Origin of the sequence: Peribacillus sp. FSL E2-0159, from assembly GCF_038643155.1 — a bacterium.
Lineage (GTDB): Bacteria > Bacillota > Bacilli > Bacillales > DSM-1321 > Peribacillus > Peribacillus simplex.
Map to the genome: position 1 here is coordinate 3,867,338 of NZ_CP152053.1, position 19,135 is coordinate 3,886,472.

Genomic DNA, 19,135 nt, shown 5'->3' on the forward strand with positions numbered 1-19,135 from the left:
GTTAATTTTTGCTAAAGAAATTGCTGAGAGAATCCTTGTTCAAGGCCGCAGCTTCAGCTGCCGCTTTTCACCTTTATTTTGGATAAAACGGCATTTACAAAGCTGCTCGATTGATCATCACCGAATTTCTTAGCAATTTCAATAGCTTCATTCATTGCAACACTTACAGGAACACCTTCACTGTGAACCATTTCATAAACCGCGATCCGCAGTAAATTCCGATCAATGTTCGCCAGTCTTTCCAACGTCCAATTCTCTAAATTGTCCCTGATCATTCCATCAATTTGTTCTCGATTTTCCGTTATCCCCATTACTAATTTCTTGAAATATTCATCAGTAGGAGCACCATCCAGTACGCTTTCCATTGCTTCTTCTGCATTCGAGTTGGCAATATCTATCTGATATAGTGCTTGAAGGGATTTTTCACGGGCTTCTCTTCTTTTCATAATCTTACTCCTTTAACATCTACTATTATATATGAAAATGCTAGAACAAACGAACATTAAATAACATTTTTTCAAAAATATTAAGATTTTCGCTATATTATTTAAAAAACAAGCTAAATCCCACTAAAATTAAGGCCAAAAGACTCAATATCTTGATTCAAGATAACATCTCAAGATTACTTTCCAATTAAACGGCCAACACAGTCCCATACTTTTTGAAAGTGTCAAAAAGCTCATGCCTAGCTTTCATGCTCATATTTCACCTTTTACACTCTAACAGAAATCACCCTTGAATTAAAGGGAAACTTCCAGACACCGCCTTATTATGTTCATTTAAATTTAATATTATAAGCAGGCTCCAAAAGCGGGGTATCATGAGGTATACATTCAAAAAAACAAAAACCCGGCTTTTTGCCGGGTTTTTGCAGGTGTGAATCGAATGAAGCCACTTACACTTCTTGTTCGTAATCCGCTTCTTGTTTAGCGTTTTCAAACGCAATGCCCACTACATGAATGTTCACTTCGCCAGCGTCGATAGCGGTCATATTCAACAAAGCTTCACGAATGTTATCTTGCACTTCCTGAGCAACTTTCGGAATTGAAACACCAAACTTCATGACACAATAAAGTTCGACCTTGATGGATTCTCCCGTTAAGTCCACTTTAACACCTTTGCCGTGGTTCTTTTTACCAAGCTTTTCAACAACACCAGTAGCGAAATTCCCGCGCATATGTGCAACACCTTCAACTTCCGATGCAGCGATACCCGCAATCACCTCTATCACCTCAGGCGCGATCTCCACTTTGCCAAGCCCACTATTATAATCATTCATTTCGAGTAATTGGCCTTCCATTTCACTCATTCAAAAGCACCTCCTGTCTTCCTTTACATTATGAGTTCATTACATCATATATTTCAAGGAATTTGGTATTAAATTCCCCGGAAACAAATTGTTCATGCTGAAGTAACTTAATATGGAAAGGAATTGTGGTACTGATCCCTTCAATGACAAACTCACCTAAGGCGCGTTTCATCTTCTCGATCGCCTCTTCTCTAGTCGGTGCATGGACGATCAATTTAGCGATCATGGAATCGTAATATGGCGGTATCGAGTACCCAGGGTATGCCGCGGAATCCACACGAACTCCGTAGCCGCCTGGCGGTAAATACATTTGAATCTTACCTGCGGAAGGCATGAAATTCTTTTCTGGATTTTCCGCATTGATCCGGCATTCGATAGACCATCCGTTAAAAGTGACATCCTCTTGCGAAAGCGATAGTTTGTTACCTGAAGCAACTTTGATCTGTTCTTTAATCAAATCCACGCCCGTTACCATTTCTGTAACTGGGTGTTCAACCTGGATACGTGTATTCATTTCCATAAAGTAGTATTTTCTATTCACATAGTCATAAATAAATTCTACTGTTCCGGCACCTGAATAGTTAACGGCAAGTGCAGCCGTTACTGCAGCCTGCCCCATTTCCGCACGTGTTTCACCATCCAATGCTGGTGACGGGGTTTCTTCAACAAGTTTTTGCAAACGTCGCTGAACCGTACAATCACGCTCACCTAAATGGATGGCGTTGCCATGATTATCTGCCATGACCTGTATTTCAACGTGACGGAAGTCCTCGATGAACTTTTCAATATACACGCCAGGATTCCCAAATGCCGTAGCGGCTTCCTGCTGCGTGATGTTAATGCCTTTAATGAGATCTTCTTCCGTCCTTGCGACTCGGATACCTTTACCGCCTCCGCCGGCAGTAGCTTTGATGATGACTGGATAGCCCATTTCATTAGCCAGGGCTACACCCTCATCCGTATCTTTAATTATGCCTTTAGAACCTGGAACGATCGGTACATCAGCTTTGCGCATGGTTTCCCTTGCTACGTCCTTTGTTCCCATTTTATTGATCGCTTCGGGGCTAGGACCGATGAAAATGATATTGCATTCACGGCATAACTCAGCAAAGTCGGCATTTTCAGCTAGGAATCCATATCCTGGATGAATAGCATCGGATCCCGTTTTCTTGGCTGTGCTGATAATGTTCGTTGTATTTAAATAACTGTCTTTTGATAATTTAGGACCGATGCAATATGCTTCATCCGCAATTTGAACATGTAATGCTTCTTTATCTGCTTCTGAATAGACCGCAACAGTCTCGATTCCTAATTCCTTGCATGCCCGGATGATTCGGACAGCAATTTCCCCACGATTGGCAATTAATACCTTTTTAATCATTTAGAAACAGCTCCTCATTCCGGCTTTACTAAAAATAATGGTTGACCATATTCTACAAGCTGACCCTCTTTTACAAGGACTTCAACGATTTCACCGCTTACTTCGGCTTCGATTTCATTGAAAAGTTTCATGGCTTCCACGATGCAGACGATGGAGTCCCCCGTTACTTTATCACCTGTTTTTACGTATGCAGGTGAATCCGGTGCAGGTGATTGGTAGAATGTCCCTACCATCGGAGAAGTGATTTTATGTAAATTTTCCTGTTCAATGACGGCAGCAGCCGGTTTTGCAGGTTCAACAGCTTTCGGCACTGCAGGCGCTGGGGCTGCTGCGGGCTTGACCTCTACAGCTGCATTGGCTTGAACAACTTCTGGAGCAGCTGCTGGGTGTAATACTGTACCCGTTTCAGTTTTTTTCAATTTAATTTTCGTTCCTTCATTTTCAAAAACGAATTCATTGATATTTGATTGATCGACTAGCTTAATAATTTCACGAATTTCTTGCACTTTCATTTTGTGGCACCCCTTGTCTAATTTAATATGAGTTTGTGAGGCAATAATATTTTATGTAACCTTACCCTTAGCTTATCCTACTTTGTCCAATACTGCACAAAGTAGCCGCTTTCTTTATGGGAATGCGAATAAACCGAATACAAACCTCATCTGTATTATAACAGATATTTCACTTTCTCAAAATATTGTTTCCCTTAGAGAATTGAAAAGTTTATGACCAGCTTCTAACATCATACAATATTAGCTTATACAAATTCAATGATAGATTAGTTGTGACTTATTATCCATACTTCTATCTTACACCTTTATTATAATATTGTGAATATTTTTCAACTGGGGCAGCATAACGCTTACTCTTGTATTTTGCATTTTACTAGTAGAAAAACTGCAATAATATCCATTATAAATACTTTTCTAGAATATTACGGTTAATCATGATCGCCATTTCTATTTGAGTTCCTGATACCAATTTACATAAAAAAACTTTTCCTCTAAAGTTTCCCGGTTGTAAGATGGTTAAAAAAATCATAATAAAAAGCCCCTCTTTTTTTATTAAGGGGGGCTTTCAAATTTTTATGATGTTGAACTGTTCTGTATCAGTACTTTTTTTCAGTATGTGTATTTACTTTTCCGGTTGGAAATCGACCACTACATTTTGTGCATCGCTCACTTCTTTCCTTACGAGGCGGATAATGTTATTGGCCTCTGTTTTCGTTTGTTTATCGGCCTTGACACTCACCTTTACATCCGTTCCGTCCACCCGGACCAGTGCAGCATTGTAATCCATGGCAACAATTAAGTTTTCGATGATATTTTCTTTTACTTTCGTTTCACTTAATTGTTCGATTTTTGCATAAGCCTCGTCTCTTTCTTCAGCTGATAGTTCTGTGTTGCCCATCTTTGCAGTCAATTCTTCATTCAGCTTCGCCCGTTCATCTTCAATCTGCATCCTTAACGATTCGAACTCATCTCCAGATGCAATGGTTACAGAGGAACCTTCTGTATTTTTGGACGTTTCTTTTTCACTTTTATTTTCACCTTTTGTATCCGCTTTGTTCTCTGTTTTACTTTCTGTTTTATTTTCTTCCTTTTCCATTTGCTCTGTTGCCGTCATATCGGCGGCATTTTCTTCAGGAGCGGTTAAATAATAGACTGAAAGCACAACGACCAGACTTAGCATAGTCAATAACCAAACGGTTTGTTTTTTTAATAACATGTAGATTTTCCCCCTTATTTTTTAGGCATGACAGAAACCCTGTGACTCGGTACATCAAGTGAGCGTGTGACAGCCTCGATGATCCACTTCTTTATTTGAATGTTTTCGGCCCCTTTAGCGACTACCAGGACTCCTCGTACACTAGGTTTTTTCGTTTCCGAAATGATCGGTCCTTCTTTTTCACCGCTCTTGACCAAAACTAGCTGTTCATCAACAGACGTGTCTTCGACCGTCCTTTTGCCGCCTTCCTGGTCGGTTTCTTCAGTGACTTGTTTTTGGGTGACTTTGTTTCTTTCATATACTTTTTTCTCGGATGCATCGACGTAAATTACGACTTTTACATCCTGGACGCCTGCGATGGACTCAAGCGCCTCCTTCATTTCATTTTGAAGATATATTTCATAGTCTTTTGTTGTCTTGAATTCAGATTTCTTCTGGCCGAATGTTTCAACATCCCCTTCATCATCCTGCTGTTTATCATTATTGAATACAGACTTCACTTCAGGTGTTTGTCCCGTCTGGTTGGTGGTTAACAAATTCCCGGCCATCATGATTCCCGCTCCCAAAAGGACAACTATTAGAGCATAGACATACAGGGAAGGTTTTTTTTCCTTAGGCTCTTTTTGGTCAGGGTCTTTATTTAATAGTTTTTGCAGCCAGGATAATGGACCTTTGTCTTTGTTCAATACTCAGTCACTTCCTTTCCCCGGCGATTTCAATGATCTCTTCATCTACAGACCAACTTGTTGCCAGAAACCTTTTGACAGCATCCAGATCGGCATCATTCGAAGTGGATGGGCTATCTGCATTGATATCAACCTTCGCTACTGCCTCTATCTCCGAGTTTTCTTCCCCTTCTGCTTTTTCCAATGAGATGGTTATGTTCTGCAGATCATCAACACCCGGTTCTTCCTCATCCTTGACCCCTACATCAATTGAACTAATCTTCATGTTATAGTCCACCATCAGCTCCTCTTCCACTTCTGCCTGTAAGTCAACAGCCATTTGTTTTAAAATATATGCACCCTGGGTAGCTTGTATTTCTTTTTTCTTCATTTCTGTCAAATTTCCTAAATCTTTTTTTTTCTGATCCTCAAATTCACTAGTGGCCGCAGAGAGGATATCGTCGAAATCCTTATTGAATAATCCCAATATAGGAGTGATGATGATCGCAATCAGTAAAAGTCCGATGACCATTTTGGCATACTTCTGTAAAGCTGAATTCGGAAGAAGCATATCGATCACAGTAGCCAGCAATACAAATATGATGATGTTGGATACCCAGCCAGCTAAAAAACTCACCAAGCCCTCCTCCTTTCTAACGAACCATCAGGGTAATGTTTCCAGAGGCGATAATTACCGTGATACTTAAAAAAAACATGAGTGAGACAATGGCCAATGCAGCGAAAATATAAATCATGCTTTTACTTATTATGTCAAGGCATTTTATTACAGGTCCTCCGCCCAGCGGCTGCAAAAGACTCGCTGCCAATTTATAGACAAAAGAAATCATCAAGATCTTTATGGCAGGAAATGTGGTGATGAGCAAAAGAATGATAACGCCTGACAAGCCCACTGTATTTTTCAAAAGGACAGAGGCACTAATGACCGTATCCGTTGCATCAGTAAACATGCGCCCTATTACCGGTATAAAGTTACCTGTCACGAATTTGGCTGTCCTGATCGTCACTCCGTCAGCTACAGCTGAGGATGCTCCCTGAACGGAGATCACACCAAGGAAAATGGTCATGAATGCTCCCAGGATACCGATGGCAAAATTACGGAGAAGTTGTGCCATCTGTGTCACTTTGTAATGTTCGGTCAGCGTGCTGACTATGCTTAAAATCGCTGCAAAGAATAATAAGGGAAGGACGACAAACTGGATCAAGATGCCGCTTGTATTCATCAAAAACATCAATACCGGATGAAAGAAGGCTGCTGATACAAGTCCGCCTGAAGCAGCTATCAAAGCCAAGAGTAAAGGGATTAGCGCCATTAAAAAGGAAATCATCAAATCTATCGTATCTTTTGTATATTCTATCGCCACATGAAAACTGTTAAGTGCCAAAATGATCAGCACCATATAAACGATTGCATAAGCGACCTTACTTACGGAGCTTTGCTCGAACGCATTCTGCAAAGACTGGAGGAACATGCTAAAAACGGTTAACAAAATGAGAGATCCCAGCAGCTTCCCATTCACGAGCAGTTCATGAAAAATGAATTTTGTCATTCCCTTCATCCATTGTTCAAAGGAAAATTTCTTATCACCGCTTACAAAATCCATGAAGCTCCCTTTCTGGCTTTCCGGTAAAAATCCTCCATATTCCGTAACGATGTCATCCCAATATTGTTTGAGCTCATCGACACCCAGCCTTTCTATTTGGGCTTGTACCAGTTCGGACTGCATGATCGGCTCTTGATCGATTTCACCATTTTCGGGATTTTCGGCAGCTTGTCCAATAGATGCATGCAAAAAAAAGAGTAAAACGAATAGAATGGATAAGTAAGGCATCCGCTGCTTCATACATTCACCTCATTGACTAGTAGGAGTAATCCGTTAACTTGGGAGCATCTGTAAAATCGTTTCGATAATGACCGTCAAAATCGGAATCGCCATGGCAAGAATCAAGATTTTCCCGCTCAATTCTATTTTGGAAGCGAGCGAACCTTGCCCTGCATCTTTTGTAATTTGAGACGCGAATTCTGCAATATAGGCAATTCCGATTATTTTTAAGATGGTCTCTAGATACACGGTATTTACATTCGCATTTACCGCAATTTTTTCTAACATTAAAATAATTTCGTATATTTTGTCAGCTAAAAAAAGAAAAATGGAGCATCCTACAAAAACGACAAGCAGGAATGCGAAATTTGGTTTTTGCTCTTTGACGATCAGTGCCAAAAAGGTGGCAACTAGGGCAATGGCCACGATTTTTATGATTTCAATCGCGAATCCCTCCCTTATTGAAATAGAAATACAGATTTAATTTTTTGAAATAAATCCTCTACTACAGAAGCTACCATGAATAAAATATAGATAAATCCGAAAAGTGTCACCCACTGGGCATATTCCTTCTTCCCAACCTGATCGAGTATCGTGTGAAGAAATGCCACAACTAGCCCCACACCCGCTATTTTAAATATGATGTCCACATCAATGCCCATTTTCATTCCCCCCACATATTCCTACATCAGCAATATGATCAATAATAGCCCTGATAAAAAACCAAGACTTTTCATCATTTTTTCATATTTCCCCTGTCGGTCGAGTGCATCGCTCTCTTCCCGTTCCAAGTGTGCCATGGTTAGCATGATTTGCTTTTGCTGATGATATTTATCGCTTTTTCCAAGCGTCTCCCCAAACTGTGAAAGAATCTCGAATTCTCCCTGTTTTAAAGCAAGGGATTGCCATATTTTCTTCAAACTATCATCCCATGCTTCTTTGACGGTGGTCTCTCCTGACTCGAGTCGATTCGCAAAAGTTTCGAAAAAGATGGATAAAGGTTTGGCCATCTGTTTAGAAAGTTTCCTTGCCGCTTCTTTCAATGGTGTATGACCATACATGATTTCAGCTTCAAGCGATTGCATGGCGACTTTCAGCTGTCTCAGTTGACGAGGCCTCATACTTAATTTTTTCGCGGCTTCGAAACCTGCCCATGTCGTTGCAATAATAATTATCGCTGCTCCTATTAACTTAAACATGCCGGGTCACACTTTCTCCCAAGAAAATGGGAACCCCTGCTGCATCAAGGACTTTGAAGCTCCTCTTACCGGATTTACTTTTCTGTAATTCTATAAAACGCTCAAAGATGTTTTGCTTTAATATTTCCGCGATAAAAGGTCGTTTCTTAACCTCATCCAGTGTATGGCCATGAGTAGTTATCATGAGTTTAATACCTGCGTTCACTGCTTCTAGCACAGCCTGTGTATCCGCTGCACGGCCTATTTCATCCACGATCAATACATCCGGGGACATCGAACGGATCATCATCATCATCCCTTCCGCTTTAGGACATCCATCGAGCACATCAACCCTTGTTCCAAATTCGAGCTGCGGCACTCCATGAACACATCCGGCAATTTCCGAGCGCTCGTCCACTATCCCCACCTTTTGAGGGGCAATGCCGCGTTTTTCATTACCACTGGATATCATTCTTGCGATATCACGTAATATGGTCGTTTTTCCCGTTTGCGGAGCACCGATCAACATTGTATGTTGCCATTCCCCGTCATATAAATATGAAGTGAGCGGTTCAGCTGCACCTATTTTTTCACGTGCAACCCGAATATTGAATGAGGAAACATCCCTGATCGCTTTGACTGCCCCATTTTCCAGGATCACCTTGCCAGCAAGCCCCACACGATGTCCGCCCGCTATGGTTATATATCCCCGCTTTAATTCTTCCTCAAGTGTATATAACGAAAATTGACCTATTTGATTCAATAATTGATCTGCATCCGAATGGGTCACTTCATAGGAAAAGAAAAATGGTTCCCCTCCTACAATGACCTCAAGCGGCCTTCCAACCCGAATTCGCAGCTCTTCCATCTTATCGATCATCATCGGTGTCATACCCCGGAGTTGCTCGTATAATTTTTTCGGTAAAAAAGAAAGAATCGTTTCCATTTTGACAATCCTCCTGTATACACCACTTTCAATAAAATATATGCCGACCAGCCCGCAATGATGACAGGCTATTAAAGAAACCGACCATTTATTGATTTTTTTTATAACTTCCTGGATCTAAAAAAGACAAAAAAAAAGACCGAGAAATTAATCTCGGTCTTCTTTCATTTATGCACGTGATACGTAAGAGCCTTCATTTGTATTGATCAATAGTTTGTCACCTTGGTTGATGAAGAATGGAACTTGAACCGAAAGGCCCGTCTCAAGTACGGCTGATTTCGTGCCGCCTGAAGATGTATCGCCTTTAATTCCCGGCTCAGTCTCCGCCACTTCAAGTTCCACTGTGTTTGGAAGCTCGACACCAAGTGTTTCCGCTTGGAAGGTCATGATATGCACTTCCATATTTTCCTTAAGGAATTTAAGTTCACGTTCAATACTTGAAGCAGGCAGTTCGATTTGGTCATACGTTTCGTTATCCATGAATACATGGCTATCTCCACTTGCATAAAGGTACTGCATCTTGCGGTTTTCGATATGTGCTTTTGCAACTTTTTCACCAGCACGGAATGTTTTCTCTTGGATTGAACCCGTACGAAGGTTACGAAGTTTAGAACGCACAAAAGCTGCACCTTTACCAGGTTTAACGTGTTGGAACTCGATAACCTGCCAAATTCCATTATCTACTTCAATCGTAACACCCGTGCGAAAATCGTTTACAGAAATCATAAATTTGTCCTCCTACATGTACATGTTTACAGAATGATTAACTCTTTGGTTGAATGAGTAAGTGCTTCGTTACCTTCAATTGTAACGATTGTATCATCTTCAATCCGCACTCCGCCTACCCCAGGTAAATAAATGCCCGGTTCAACGGTTACAGCCATACCTGGTTCTAAAATGATATCAGACCTAAAGGATAATGCTGGACCTTCATGAACTTCAAGACCGATTCCATGTCCGGTCGAATGTCCAAAATACTGCCCATACCCCTTTTCTTCAATTAGATTACGAGTTAGTGCATCCGCTTCCCTGCCAGTCATACCGGGTTTGATCCCAGCCATTCCTCGCAGTTGAGCTTCTAAAACAATGTCATAAATATTAATAAGTTCTTCACTCGGCTTGCCAACTGCTAATGTCCGAGTGATGTCAGACACATACCCGTTATAATATGCCCCGTAATCCAATGTAACAAAATCGCCTTTTTCGATGATTTTATCCGTAGCCACTCCATGCGGAAGTGCGGACCTTATACCGGATGCTACAATAATATCGAATGAAGAAGAAGTTGCCCCTTGTTTCCTCATAAAGAATTCAAGTTCATTGGATACATCCAGTTCAGAGATCCCTGGACGCAGGAAATCCAGAATATGTGTAAACGCAGCATCAGCAATAGCAGCCGCTTCCTTTAATATCTTAATCTCTGATGAAGTCTTTATCAAGCGTAAATTCTCAATAACCCCGGACACCGGCAAAAGTTGCCCATCAATGGCCGCTTCGTATGCCTTATATGTAGCATAAGTCAGGTGTTCTTGCTCAAAGCCTAGCTTGCCGATATTCATCGCTTCAGCCTGCTTACCGACTTCTTCGATGATGGTTCCTTTGTGCTGAACGATCTCATAGTCCGGTGCCTGCTTGCCCGCTTGTTCCACGTATCTGAAATCAGTGATGAATTTAGCTTCTTTTTGGGAAATAAGGACAACGCCTGCACTTCCTGTAAAGTTGGTCATGAATCGGCGGTTATATGTACTGGTGATCAAAAAACCGTCAATGCCCACCTTTTCCATTGAGGCTCTTAAGCGCATTAGTTTATTCATTTAATTTCTCCCCTTTGCAATCTTTGTGATCGCCTGCAAAGCCAATTCATATCCGTGTATCCCCAAGCCGACAATCTGTCCCGCCGATACCGCTGCGGTCACTGATTCATGCCGAAAGCTTTCACGGGCATGTATGTTCGAAATATGCACTTCCACCACTGGAACATCAATTCCGGCTATTGCATCACGAATCGCATAGCTATAATGAGTAAAAGCTCCAGGATTAATGATAATCCCGTCGATCCCATAATCCTCTGACCAATGGAGCTTGTCGATAATCGCTCCTTCATGGTTAGTTTGAAAAGAGGTTAATTCCACATTTAACCCTTCAGCTTGCTGCATTAATTGCGCTTCCACATCCGCAAGCGTCGAGGATCCATAATGCGTAGGTTCCCGCTTCCCCAAGCGATTTAAATTCGGACCATTGATTAGTAAGATTTTTGTCATCATAAAACACCTGCTCATGTTAAAAGAATGCTTTCCAAGAACATTCTATCATAATTACAAATTGTCTTACTACTTTTTTACAACCAAGAAGCAATCAGCTTTCCGATTGCTTCTCGGTTTTGTCTTTTTGACGTATATATTCCTGATGATCGTATGATATAGAAAACCCTACAAAAAGACCGTATATAATAAAAATGCATAAACTTGATACAACCGTATTTGCTGACATTTTAGAAAAGGTTGGCAAATCGATGAACATCGGTTTTAGGACAAATACCAGCAAAGCCCAGCAAACCACTCCCAAAAAAATACCCGTAAAAATACTCTTCATCCTTTTAAAAAGACTATAGTATATAAAAGCGATCCCCACGGATAGAATTCCGAATAAAATTATGGTCATTATCGTACCTAGCCAATGGTCGATCCAGGTCATATTTGACCATGAAGTTAGTATGAATTTTGGGCTAAAATCCATAAAGTTAAGATAATGGGCTATGATTCCGATAAAACTGGCTAAAGCCCCCCCAACAAAACCGACAGCAAGTACATTGTAGATCAACATGTTTTGATATTCCTGTTGAATTTGTCCATTTTCATTAGAAGACATATCAAACACCTCCGTTACGTAGTATGCCCTTTGTTAAATAGAACTATTTTTTTTTATTGTTAGGGAGGAGAATCACTAGAGGTTTTGTGATTTATTCTGTATGATTAAATCATAAATAATCTACTTTTTTCAGAGGAAAATACCCATCCTCTGTTGAAATTTATAATGTACACAGGATAATACCTTCCTGTGATTCAACATTCATAAAGTAATTACAGGGTTAAAGTCGCCATTCAACTTTGGAGGACCGCGTTTTAACCCTTGTGATGCTTGATAATAAACATGTTAGCACCCTTGAGAGAGCTACGTGAATAACTATTAGGTTGGTGTAGAAATGTCTGAGGTTCAAAAACCCGTTTATGGAGGGCAGGCTGTAGTGGAAGGCGTCATGTTCGGCGGCAAACATCACACAGTCACAGCGGTACGCCGCAAAGATTCGACGATTGTATATTATCATCTGCCGCGTGAATCGAAACCTGTTGTCAACCGCTTAAAAAAAGTACCGTTTCTACGGGGTATCGTTTCACTGATTCAGTCAAGTGCAACCGGCTCGAAACATCTAAACTTTTCAACTGAACAATATGAAGAAGAAGGGGAAAAGCAGGAAGAAAAGAAAAAAGAAACGAAGGAACCTTCTAAAATAAGTGTATGGCTTGGAGTTGCCGTAATCGGTGTTCTTTCCTTCCTATTCGGGAAGCTGCTTTTCACTTTGATTCCAGTCTTTCTTGCCGAATTGACAAGACCCTTCTTCAGCGGCCATATGGCCCAGGTTTTAATAGAAAGCTTGTTCAAGTTGATATTATTGCTGGTATACATTTATGCAGTATCCATGACGCCATTGATCAAGCGGGTCTTTCAGTATCACGGGGCAGAGCATAAAGTGATCAATTGCTTTGAAAGCGGAAAAGAATTGACCGTAGCAAATGTGCAGGCAAGTTCACGCCTTCATTATCGCTGTGGCAGCAGCTTTATTTTATTTACAGTCATTGTAGGTATGTTCGTCTATATGGTTGTTCCGACCGATCCATTATGGCTCCGTGTCGTGGATCGCATTTTGCTTATCCCCGTAGTGCTTGGCATAGCCTTCGAGGTATTGCAGTTGACCAACAAAGTAAGAGATACTCCACTGCTTCGTTACCTTGGCTATCCCGGCCTTTGGCTTCAGTTATTGACAACCAAAGCCCCTACAGATGATCAAGTCGAAGTCGCATTGGCATCCTTCCAAGAACTGTTAAGGATGGAAAAAGAGACTGAAAAAAGTTTAGAATCGGATGTAATTGTGTAAAACATCTATACACATTTTGATGATGAATAATCATATACTAACTAAGGGAATGATCTTCATTTTTTCAAATATTTTACATGAAGAATGTTTAAAATAAGCAAAAACTGCTTATGATGCTCTTAAGGAGGTGTCTTTGTTGAAACGTTTCATATCTTTCATGATATACGGAATCATCGCCCTCGGAGTCCTCGGACTAATGAGCCGACTATTTAATGACCCGATTGGCTTTTTTAGAAACATTCTCATAATAGCCATTGTCGCAGGGATTATTTATATGATTTATACCGGATTAACAAAGGGAAAACCAGTTAAAAAAGAGCAGCAAGCATTCCGAAAGGCTGCCCGCCAATCGAAAAAAAGGCTAAAAAACCGAACTTCGAAAAAAGATAATGTGGCTAGCTTCTCTGCAGCAAAATCATCAAAGAAAATAAAATTGAGAAAGAAAACCGATAGTCACTTAACCGTCATCGAAGGGAAAAAGAATAAAAAGAAAAATCGGGCTTCTTTTTAAGAGCCCGATTTTTTATTTATCATTAATAAGTCCATTTTTTCAGGAATTCTTTAGTGCACTGCCTGCCCCTATTCATCAATTCACCCTTTTTTTCATCATTCAGATTGAAATCCATTGCAGAAATTCCCTTCATCGGGATAAATACGATATTATGGACGTGTTTCTTGGAAATATACCGTGCATCATGGGAATCTTTCATCGTTTTGAATAGTGCGGAGAACAATTCAACCGCATTATCCACCTCATGCGGTTTCCATATCTCATCTACACTTAGCCGCAAGCCTATAACCGGCCTTTCCTTTCTTACATGATCTGAATTGAATAACCACATTGGAAAATTGCTTAACACACCACCATCAACAAAAAGGATTTTGCTTTTTCCGACATCTAGTTTGACTGGCTCAAAGAAATAAGGAATGCTACAACTCATTCTTACTGCCTTTGCCACTGGAAAAGTGCTCGGATCAATTCCATAGTTCGGTAAATCATCAGGCAGTACCACCAATTTCCCATTTGTAATGTCAGAGGTTATGATACGGAGGGATTTCGGTCGAACATCCTTAAAGGTGACAACATTCCTTACGGCTAGTTTACTGGCTACCCAGGCTTCCAAAGCGTCGCCTTTATAAAGACCAAGTTTCCAGTATAAAAGGAGCCATTTGGCAAACGGAATAGGCAAAAGACCACGCCTTTTGTCCAGCAGGCCGCTTAAATCTATATCAAGAAAAAGCTTTTCCATTTCTTTACCTGTGTACCCAGCTGCTACGAATGCTGCAATTATGGATCCTGCACTTGTACCGGCTGTTCGATGGAATACAAATCCCCGTTCTTCTAATTCCTGCAGGGCTCCCACTAAACCATAGCCTTTAATCCCGCCTCCGGAAAAAACGCCGTCAATAATCATAGCTGCCCTCCCCTAATCCGGTCTTTACATTTCTAAGCAGGATTAGAGCGATTTATGACAGTTTTAAATAGAAAATTGCCTTGATTCAGGTAAAATACTGAATTTCCGCTTTCGGGAAGAATTCCGCTATATACCCACGAATGGTCGTTTCCAGTTCTGCGGCTTCCTCGTTTTGATATACATATTTACCGATTCCGTATCGGCCCCATTTATATTTACGCTTCGTTTCGTCTAGTTCCAATTTTGTTTTTGGGTAGTTTTTTTGAATCACTTTTTTTGCTGGACCAGTAAACCGATGCTGGATTAATTCAAAAGTCAAGTCAGGGATATCCACCCCTTTTAACGCCTCACTCAACCGTTCGAATAATTCATGGTAGCCCTCCTTCCATGCTTCATGACGATATATGGGAGCTACGATAAAACCGAGGGGATATCCGGCACCTGCCACTTTACGTGCCGCTTCCATCCTTTCTTCGAAGCTCGAAGTGCCGGGCTCGAAATTCTTTATCACATAACGTGAATTTATACTGAAGCGAAATCTTGTTTTTCCATTATGTTCAGCATCCAATAGATGGTCGACATGATGAAATTTAGTTACGAACCTTAGAACCCCATATTCACTTTTGCCAAAATATTCTATGGCCCTTTTTAACGAATGTGTCAAATGGTCAATTCCGACGATATCCGATGTACAGGCTGCCTCAAAACGGGTAATTTCAGGCTTTCTCTCATTTATATATTTTTCGGCTGCTTCGAAAATCTCATCAAGATTCACATATGTCCTAATATATGGTTTTGATCCGAGTGTGGTCTGTAAATAACAATAGTGACAATGCCCCATACACCCTGTAGCAAGAGGTATGGCATATTCAGCAGATGGCTTTGAGGAATCGAATTTCAATGTTTTTCTGATTCCTACCACAAGCGTCGATTTGGCGACACGATATTTTTGCAGATCATTTTCTCCAGGAAGATCCCTAATTTGGTTATGCGATGTGGTCTCACGGATTTCAATGTTCAAATCTTCGAATTTCTTTTTTAACTCCCGGCCAAGCGGGTATTCCAGTGCCCTTGGCTCAATATATACTAACTGTGGCATAAATGGTTTCATTTCGATCTCCATTCTTTTATCGATTTGTTCATATTTTCAATCGAACTACACAATCTATTTTATAAGGATAGTTTTTCTTTATTCTGTTAGCCTCATGATTGTTTTTACTTGGAAATTCAAAATGAAGGAGATGCGATATGGTTAATAAACGAGATTTCTTGACAAATGGAATGGGGAAACAAACGATTACCGTCCAAACAGATAATAAATATCCAAATCCCAGGAATATACCTGGAGACTCGGTCGATGAATTTTCGGTATTGAAGGACGGAAATCAATATCTAGCCGAAAAGGAAATAAGGCAGCAAAATGAAAATGGTTGATTGAACGCAAAAAGAAGACCGATCTTCATGATTCGGTCTTCTCTAATCGTATATAATTGAACAGACTGTCACTAACCACTTTTAAGACACTAAAAAAGCCGTTAAGATAGCTTTGCAGCATACTTAACGACTTCCCTTACATCAGCTTATAGCCCGCATTTTAATTGCGCTCCGCAATTCGTGCAAGTATTGCATCCGCCCATTTCCTGGACTTCACCCTTACGGCAGACCGGGCAAGTGTTACCCACTTCCGACCCAATCGTAACATTCGTCGAACGCAGTTCATTTATGGTATCAACCAATACAACTTTTTTCTTTACTTCAACATCTGTCAATTCATCCATTTCAAGCTGCTCGTCCATTTGGTTTTCTTCCGCTTTGAGCGTAAGAACCTGACTGTCACGGCTGCCATCCACATATACAGTACCGCCTTTTGCTCCGCCTTTATATAGACGTTCATATACTTTTTCAACTTGTTCGACAGTATATCCTTTTGGAGCATTGACCGTCTTACTGATCGAGCTGTCAATCCAGCGTTGAATGATGCATTGAACATCAGCATGTGCTTCTGGAGCTAATTCCATAGCGGAAATGAACCATTTTGGAAGCTCTTCTGTATCGGCCTCTGGATGACGGTCCAAGTATTCCTGTACAATGTCAGCCTTAACTTCAATGAATTTACCCAGACGGCCGCTGCGGAAATACGTGAAGGAGAAATATGGTTCAAGACCTGTTGACACCCCAACCATCGTTCCTGTGCTTCCTGTAGGAGCCACTGTCAATAAATGAGAGTTACGGATGCCATGTGCAGCAACACTTTCCCTGATATCTTCCGGCATTTTTTCCATAAATCCGGTTTGTGTGAAGCGCGTTCTAAGCTCATCGGTTTCTTTGTCGGTTGACCCGTTCAAGAACGGGAAACTGCCTTTTTCTTTAGCAAGTTCCACGGAAGCCCTGTAAGCTGTAGTCGCAATCGTTTCAAACACCTTGTCAACCAGGATATTTCCTTCTTCAGAGCCATATTCCGTTTCACAGTAGATCAACAGGTCATGCAGACCCATTACACCTAGTCCAACCCGTCGCTCGCCCAGTGCCTGTTTTTTGTTTTCATCCAAGAAATAAGGAGTTGCGTCAATGACATTGTCCTGCATACGCACACCGACTTCGACGGTCTGCTTAAGTTTCTCGAAATTAACCGTTTTGCTATCTTTATCAGCCATTTCAGCCAGATTGACTGCCGCAAGGTTACATACTGAATATGGGGCCAATGGCTGTTCGCCACAAGGGTTCGTGGCTACGACTTGTTGACCGTATGCTTTGGCATTCGTCATTTCATTAGCATTATCGATAAAGAAAATACCTGGTTCAGCAGAATATGTTGCACAAATGTTTATTAAGTTCCAAAGCTCTTTAGCTCGGATTTTACGGTAAACACGGACTTTGTGACCCATTTTCTCCCATTCACGAACATCACCGACTTTATGCCATTCTTCATTGTAAATGGCCATTTCTTCGGCATTATAGCTTTCAACATCAGGAAAACGCAATTCGTATTCAGCATCTTGTTCCGCCGCTTCCATAAATTCCTTAGTCAGGCAAATCGAAATGTTGGCTCCAGTCAGGAAATCCGAATTATGGACACTGTATGTTCCCCCTGTACGGATCTTTTCCTCTGCATCCCTAATGATTTTCTCGCTGAATCCACCTTGGCCAGGAATCTCCTTATAATTGATGATCCCTTGATACATAGCAGTTTCCTGTTCAGTGTGCGGCGTGAATTTCAATTTATCCGTCGCATATTTCTTGATGGCTTCATCTTTAGTGTTTTCCACTAGGTAACGCAGAATCCTTGGATTTTGCATTTTAGAAATGATGAACTCTGCAATATCAGGATGCCAATCAGCAAGCATGATCATTTGCGCGCCCCGTCTGCTACCGCCCTGTTCAACAAGATGCGTCAATTTCGCAATATCGTCAAGCCATGACACTGAACCCGAGGATTTTCCATTTACGCCTTTTGCCAGAGTGTTTCTTGGACGCAGTGTCGATCCGTTCGTACCCACTCCGCCGCCGCGGCTCATGATTTCCATCACTTGTTTCCTATGTTCTGAAATCCCTTCACGTGAATCCGGTACGAATGGCATTACATAGCAGTTGAAATAAGTAACATCCGTATTGGAACCCGCACCGTATAATACTCGACCTGCCGGGACAAAATTAAGGTTCTTTAATTCTTCATAGAATTTATTGAACCATTCCGTTCTTTTTTCTTCCGTGGTTTCCACTGATGCCAAGCCCGTTGCATTACGTTTCGCAATTTGTTCATAGTATATTTCAAGCGGCTTTTCGATTATATCCAACGGACGGTTTACAATCCCCGTCTCCACTTCTTCCGGATTATCCAATACGCCACGGAATTCTTCATCCACCAATACCTTGGCTTTTTTTGTTTCCCAATCTATTTCAACGATGTAACCGAGACCCCTTGCCGGGAATTTCGGATCTTCCTTAATCGTCAACACGACGAAATCGCCTGCCGAGAGTGTGATTTTTTCAGTATCCTTAAAAGAGTAGCGGTCAAGCATGACTAGACGGGACACTCCCTTATGCGCCATTTTCATATCAGCAGTTACAGGGTGAACCTGGGGAAATAAAGAAATATCCTTATTCAACCTTTCTAGATCAACCTTTAAAGCTTCTTTTATTACAACCGACATAATTCCCTCTCCTTTATATGTTTCAAGATCCGTTCTTGCTGCCGCAAAAATCCTTATGTAGCCTTACATGTCCGTTTCGCTTAACAAGTACCCTAAATTTATCATAGCGAAACTCAAAAATCAATATATAGTGTCGTATTAAATATTTCAACTACTATATATTGTGTTTGTTTTGAATAACTTTTAATTTTGTCAAACGGTAAATCAATTAATATAGTTAGCAAAAGGGAGGAAAATGTCGATTTACAATAATTTTTCATCAGATTTCAATTAATTTGGACCTTGCTTTTTCCCCATCCCTTTCAGGGCTTATCCCTGCAAGGGATAGCTTATTTGGTCAAACAAATCTGAAAAATCTTTTTTATTAT

Annotated in this window: 22 protein-coding genes; 3 read left to right on the forward strand and 19 right to left on the reverse strand. The window is 40.9% G+C overall.

The window, feature by feature from the left end; genetic code table 11:
* Window positions 1-53: 53 nt before the first annotated feature.
* The 16 genes from nusB to NYE63_RS18890 form a co-directional block, all read right to left on the reverse strand.
* Window positions 54-446, reverse strand: a complete 393-nt coding sequence (gene nusB, locus NYE63_RS18815) for a transcription antitermination factor NusB (protein ID WP_342602259.1) — start codon at window positions 444-446, stop codon at window positions 54-56.
* Window positions 447-895: 449 nt separating this feature from the next.
* On the reverse strand, window positions 896-1,309 hold the full coding sequence (locus NYE63_RS18820) for an Asp23/Gls24 family envelope stress response protein (protein WP_034308298.1): 414 nt from the start codon (window positions 1,307-1,309) through the stop codon (window positions 896-898).
* Between the two features lie 28 nt (window positions 1,310-1,337).
* Window positions 1,338-2,690 (reverse strand): acetyl-CoA carboxylase biotin carboxylase subunit, encoded by a 1,353-nt coding sequence (accC, locus tag NYE63_RS18825; RefSeq protein ID WP_342602260.1) that lies wholly within the window; start codon window positions 2,688-2,690, stop codon window positions 1,338-1,340.
* Window positions 2,691-2,704: 14 nt separating this feature from the next.
* Window positions 2,705-3,202, reverse strand: a complete 498-nt coding sequence (gene accB, locus NYE63_RS18830; RefSeq protein WP_342602261.1) for an acetyl-CoA carboxylase biotin carboxyl carrier protein — start codon at window positions 3,200-3,202, stop codon at window positions 2,705-2,707.
* Window positions 3,203-3,824: 622 nt separating this feature from the next.
* On the reverse strand, window positions 3,825-4,418 hold the full coding sequence (locus NYE63_RS18835) for a SpoIIIAH-like family protein (RefSeq protein ID WP_342602262.1): 594 nt from the start codon (window positions 4,416-4,418) through the stop codon (window positions 3,825-3,827).
* Window positions 4,419-4,432: 14 nt separating this feature from the next.
* On the reverse strand, window positions 4,433-5,104 hold the full coding sequence (gene spoIIIAG / locus NYE63_RS18840) for a stage III sporulation protein AG (RefSeq protein WP_342602263.1): 672 nt from the start codon (window positions 5,102-5,104) through the stop codon (window positions 4,433-4,435).
* A gap of 7 nt (window positions 5,105-5,111) precedes the next feature.
* Entirely contained in the window at window positions 5,112-5,720 is a 609-nt protein-coding gene (gene spoIIIAF, locus NYE63_RS18845; protein WP_342602264.1) for a stage III sporulation protein AF, read from the reverse strand.
* A 16-nt stretch (window positions 5,721-5,736) separates the two neighbouring features.
* Window positions 5,737-6,945, reverse strand: coding sequence for a stage III sporulation protein AE (gene spoIIIAE / locus NYE63_RS18850; RefSeq protein WP_342602265.1), 1,209 nt, complete (start codon window positions 6,943-6,945; stop codon window positions 5,737-5,739).
* Between the two features lie 33 nt (window positions 6,946-6,978).
* Window positions 6,979-7,368, reverse strand: coding sequence for a stage III sporulation protein AD (gene spoIIIAD, locus NYE63_RS18855; RefSeq protein ID WP_094246647.1), 390 nt, complete (start codon window positions 7,366-7,368; stop codon window positions 6,979-6,981).
* A gap of 14 nt (window positions 7,369-7,382) precedes the next feature.
* A complete protein-coding gene (gene spoIIIAC / locus NYE63_RS18860) occupies window positions 7,383-7,586 on the reverse strand; it encodes a stage III sporulation protein AC (protein WP_034308319.1) in 204 nt (67 codons plus the stop codon).
* A gap of 21 nt (window positions 7,587-7,607) precedes the next feature.
* Window positions 7,608-8,123 carry a stage III sporulation protein SpoIIIAB gene (spoIIIAB, locus tag NYE63_RS18865; protein WP_063233084.1) on the reverse strand — a complete coding sequence of 172 codons (516 nt, stop codon included), beginning with the start codon at window positions 8,121-8,123 and terminating at the stop codon, window positions 7,608-7,610.
* A complete protein-coding gene (gene spoIIIAA, locus NYE63_RS18870) occupies window positions 8,116-9,048 on the reverse strand; it encodes a stage III sporulation protein AA (protein ID WP_342602266.1) in 933 nt (310 codons plus the stop codon). Before spoIIIAA ends, spoIIIAB begins: the two co-directional genes overlap by 8 nt.
* A gap of 168 nt (window positions 9,049-9,216) precedes the next feature.
* The gene (gene efp, locus NYE63_RS18875; protein ID WP_034308328.1) at window positions 9,217-9,774 is read right to left on the reverse strand and encodes an elongation factor P; all 558 of its coding nucleotides are present in this window, start codon (window positions 9,772-9,774) and stop codon (window positions 9,217-9,219) included.
* Window positions 9,775-9,800: 26 nt separating this feature from the next.
* Window positions 9,801-10,862, reverse strand: coding sequence for an aminopeptidase P family protein (locus tag NYE63_RS18880; RefSeq protein WP_342602267.1), 1,062 nt, complete (start codon window positions 10,860-10,862; stop codon window positions 9,801-9,803).
* Window positions 10,863-11,309: a type II 3-dehydroquinate dehydratase gene (aroQ, locus tag NYE63_RS18885; RefSeq protein WP_342602268.1), complete on the reverse strand. Its 447-nt coding sequence runs from the start codon at window positions 11,307-11,309 to the stop codon at window positions 10,863-10,865.
* Between the two features lie 94 nt (window positions 11,310-11,403).
* A complete protein-coding gene (locus NYE63_RS18890) occupies window positions 11,404-11,916 on the reverse strand; it encodes a YqhR family membrane protein (RefSeq protein WP_342602269.1) in 513 nt (170 codons plus the stop codon).
* 334 nt (window positions 11,917-12,250) lie between these two features.
* Here NYE63_RS18890 and NYE63_RS18895 point away from each other — a divergent pair, with 334 nt between their 5' ends.
* Window positions 12,251-13,201: a DUF1385 domain-containing protein gene (locus NYE63_RS18895; protein ID WP_342602270.1), complete on the forward strand. Its 951-nt coding sequence runs from the start codon at window positions 12,251-12,253 to the stop codon at window positions 13,199-13,201.
* 136 nt (window positions 13,202-13,337) lie between these two features.
* Window positions 13,338-13,712, forward strand: coding sequence for an SA1362 family protein (locus tag NYE63_RS18900; protein ID WP_063233078.1), 375 nt, complete (start codon window positions 13,338-13,340; stop codon window positions 13,710-13,712).
* 22 nt (window positions 13,713-13,734) lie between these two features.
* Here NYE63_RS18900 and NYE63_RS18905 read toward each other — a convergent pair whose 3' ends face one another.
* Both NYE63_RS18905 and splB read right to left on the reverse strand, forming a co-directional pair.
* Window positions 13,735-14,616 carry a patatin-like phospholipase family protein gene (locus NYE63_RS18905; RefSeq protein ID WP_342602271.1) on the reverse strand — a complete coding sequence of 294 codons (882 nt, stop codon included), beginning with the start codon at window positions 14,614-14,616 and terminating at the stop codon, window positions 13,735-13,737.
* 85 nt (window positions 14,617-14,701) lie between these two features.
* The gene (splB, locus tag NYE63_RS18910; protein WP_034308346.1) at window positions 14,702-15,727 is read right to left on the reverse strand and encodes a spore photoproduct lyase; all 1,026 of its coding nucleotides are present in this window, start codon (window positions 15,725-15,727) and stop codon (window positions 14,702-14,704) included.
* 137 nt (window positions 15,728-15,864) lie between these two features.
* On the opposite strand from splB, the gene NYE63_RS18915 reads away from it, so the two are divergent.
* Window positions 15,865-16,050 (forward strand): hypothetical protein, encoded by a 186-nt coding sequence (locus NYE63_RS18915; protein ID WP_342602272.1) that lies wholly within the window; start codon window positions 15,865-15,867, stop codon window positions 16,048-16,050.
* A 146-nt stretch (window positions 16,051-16,196) separates the two neighbouring features.
* Here NYE63_RS18915 and NYE63_RS18920 read toward each other — a convergent pair whose 3' ends face one another.
* The gene (locus tag NYE63_RS18920) at window positions 16,197-18,767 is read right to left on the reverse strand and encodes a vitamin B12-dependent ribonucleotide reductase (protein ID WP_342602273.1); all 2,571 of its coding nucleotides are present in this window, start codon (window positions 18,765-18,767) and stop codon (window positions 16,197-16,199) included.
* Window positions 18,768-19,135 lie beyond the last annotated feature (368 nt).

Bases quoted from the DNA above. Each gene is read 5' to 3' on its own strand.
- spoIIIAC (WP_034308319.1), bottom strand. From the start codon at position 7,586: ATGGGCATTGATGTGGACATCATATTTAAAATAGCGGGTGTGGGGCTA.
- NYE63_RS18895 (WP_342602270.1), top strand. From the start codon at position 12,251: ATGTCTGAGGTTCAAAAACCCGTTTATGGAGGGCAGGCTGTAGTGGAA.
- NYE63_RS18820 (WP_034308298.1), bottom strand. From the start codon at position 1,309: ATGAGTGAAATGGAAGGCCAATTACTCGAAATGAATGATTATAATAGT.
- spoIIIAB (WP_063233084.1), bottom strand. From the start codon at position 8,123: ATGTTTAAGTTAATAGGAGCAGCGATAATTATTATTGCAACGACATGG.
- NYE63_RS18905 (WP_342602271.1), bottom strand. From the start codon at position 14,616: ATGATTATTGACGGCGTTTTTTCCGGAGGCGGGATTAAAGGCTATGGT.
- aroQ (WP_342602268.1), bottom strand. From the start codon at position 11,309: ATGACAAAAATCTTACTAATCAATGGTCCGAATTTAAATCGCTTGGGG.
- spoIIIAE (WP_342602265.1), bottom strand. From the start codon at position 6,945: ATGAAGCAGCGGATGCCTTACTTATCCATTCTATTCGTTTTACTCTTT.
- accB (WP_342602261.1), bottom strand. From the start codon at position 3,202: ATGAAAGTGCAAGAAATTCGTGAAATTATTAAGCTAGTCGATCAATCA.
- NYE63_RS18880 (WP_342602267.1), bottom strand. From the start codon at position 10,862: ATGAATAAACTAATGCGCTTAAGAGCCTCAATGGAAAAGGTGGGCATT.
- NYE63_RS18835 (WP_342602262.1), bottom strand. From the start codon at position 4,418: ATGTTATTAAAAAAACAAACCGTTTGGTTATTGACTATGCTAAGTCTG.
- splB (WP_034308346.1), bottom strand. From the start codon at position 15,727: ATGAAACCATTTATGCCACAGTTAGTATATATTGAGCCAAGGGCACTG.
- NYE63_RS18920 (WP_342602273.1), bottom strand. From the start codon at position 18,767: ATGTCGGTTGTAATAAAAGAAGCTTTAAAGGTTGATCTAGAAAGGTTG.
- accC (WP_342602260.1), bottom strand. From the start codon at position 2,690: ATGATTAAAAAGGTATTAATTGCCAATCGTGGGGAAATTGCTGTCCGA.
- NYE63_RS18890 (WP_342602269.1), bottom strand. From the start codon at position 11,916: ATGTCTTCTAATGAAAATGGACAAATTCAACAGGAATATCAAAACATG.
- NYE63_RS18915 (WP_342602272.1), top strand. From the start codon at position 15,865: ATGGTTAATAAACGAGATTTCTTGACAAATGGAATGGGGAAACAAACG.
- efp (WP_034308328.1), bottom strand. From the start codon at position 9,774: ATGATTTCTGTAAACGATTTTCGCACGGGTGTTACGATTGAAGTAGAT.
- nusB (WP_342602259.1), bottom strand. From the start codon at position 446: ATGAAAAGAAGAGAAGCCCGTGAAAAATCCCTTCAAGCACTATATCAG.
- spoIIIAA (WP_342602266.1), bottom strand. From the start codon at position 9,048: ATGGAAACGATTCTTTCTTTTTTACCGAAAAAATTATACGAGCAACTC.